This is a genomic window from Actimicrobium sp. GrIS 1.19 (genome assembly GCF_035984655.1).
Classification (GTDB): Bacteria; Pseudomonadota; Gammaproteobacteria; order Burkholderiales; family Burkholderiaceae_D; genus Actimicrobium.
In genome coordinates this window covers 1-1,821 of the sequence record NZ_JAXCHT010000078.1, presented here as the reverse complement: position 1 = coordinate 1,821, position 1,821 = coordinate 1, and the positions used below count along the sequence as shown (strand labels likewise).

1 protein-coding gene is annotated in these 1,821 nt (G+C 45.2%); it reads left to right on the top strand.

Translation table 11 applies throughout. The features are described from left to right. Positions 1–273: 273 nt before the first annotated feature. The gene (locus RCH09_RS19580; RefSeq protein ID WP_326942818.1) at positions 274–1,230 is read left to right on the top strand and encodes a hypothetical protein; all 957 of its coding nucleotides are present in this window, start codon (positions 274–276) and stop codon (positions 1,228–1,230) included. Positions 1,231–1,821 lie beyond the last annotated feature (591 nt).

Genomic DNA, 1,821 nt, shown 5'->3' with positions numbered 1-1,821 from the left:
CCTGCTTAATAATTAAGCAGGTGATTCAATCACGTGGGTCAAATTTGGATGAAATTTATTGCCCGAAGTGGGTCAATTCTGGGCGATCGTCAACATCTCAGTCTTCATATTGCTAAAAGATATAATAAAGCTACACACCTTTGGTTTTTGTTTAAAAAGCAGAAGTGATTCCAACATCCGGAGGCATCAACTGTTTTCTAGAACTCGGTCTCGGTGCTGCTCGCAGCCGATACTGGTGTAGTCTAAATCCATTTTTCAAGTGAGGTCAGCGCTGTGAACATCCAAAAAATTGTCGGCAATCGTAAATTTTTAACTTTGGTTTTATGCAGCCTGTTGCTCGCTTGCGGTGGCGGAGGTGCGTCTGGTCCGACACCAACACCAACACCAACACCAACACCAACACCAACACCAACACCAACACCAACACCAACACCAACACCTGGAGCGCTAACGTATTTCTATTTTAGTTCTGGTCACAAGGCGCTTGATGTCCTGACTACACCAAAGGCGAAGGCTGCCTTGGCAAAATATACGGATGTGATTGCTGGAATAGATGTCGGCGGCGATACCGCTTCGCCCGATTTTTTAAGCAGCGTGCAGAAAATGCGTACTCAGGGTTGGCGCTTGCACGTGTATTTGGAGGGACCAGGCGGGCCAACCGGTAATAGCTGGGCGCCAGATGAATGTGTGCGCGTACAAAATGCCGCCAAAATCTATGTCGCAAAATCGATCCCGGTCGGTGATCACTGCCAAGACGACAATGCCGATTGGATGAAGGAATGGAATCAAACTGGCTTTTTTAAACAGTTGCAACAACAATTGAGCGATCTACAGCCCTTGGGCGTGGTATCGGTGGAAGTAGATAATTTATATCGCGCCGGGTATGGTAACGGGGCTACGCCATTATCCGATTTCATTGTCCGCTTCAATAGCGGTAAGGCTGCCAATAATCCGATAAAGCTATTACTGAAAAACATTGGCTCCCCCGCTGAACTGGATACTATTCTCGCTGCCAGTCCACGCACAGCAATTGCGGACTATATGATTTTGGAAGAAGATTTGAAAAATCAGTGGTGCGCTTTGCGAAGCACAGGCAAGAAATATGGCATCGTCACGGGCTTTAGCTGGAATACTTTTGACTATCACTCCGAGGTTGATAGCAACGGTAAAGATCTTGTTTTATCCGGCCCGGCTCAAAGCGAACGCCAAAGCTTTGCATGTCCGCCTTAATCGGAATAGTGTGGCACCTTCTTACGACGATCCACTGGGCTTTGGGTATCGAGTTACCAGTGAAACGGTATAGGTGAAAATCACTGATAGGTTGTTTTCGTCGGTCACCGCTCGACATAGTCGATTGGACTTTCATCAATTAATATAATCTCCTGAATATGCTAATTGACGATGATGCTGTGCACAATATTTCTCAACCAGTCAAAACCGTAAAAGATAGTGACAGAGACAATGATGGAAGAAAAGGAGGCAAAATCGAGAAGCCTAACGCAACCACTGGAAATATGGGTACAAAAACTGTACGGATCTGGCAATTCCAACCAGCATAATCTCAAAGACAGTAGAAACTTTTCGACAATTCCAACCTTGGCAGCTAATACCAAATTTGGTGCCCATGGCTAAAATAATGTTACATCCAACCTCAGAATGCATATAGCCAAAATAAATAACTTTTTTCAATGAGCGACAATATGATTAATCGCGAAACCGGTAGTTCATTGTTGCCGCTGACCGAAAAGTGACCCACTTGAAGGGGTTCTGCTGATTCAAAACTGACCCAGGTGTTCTACTTGTCCTGCCTAATTTTTAGGC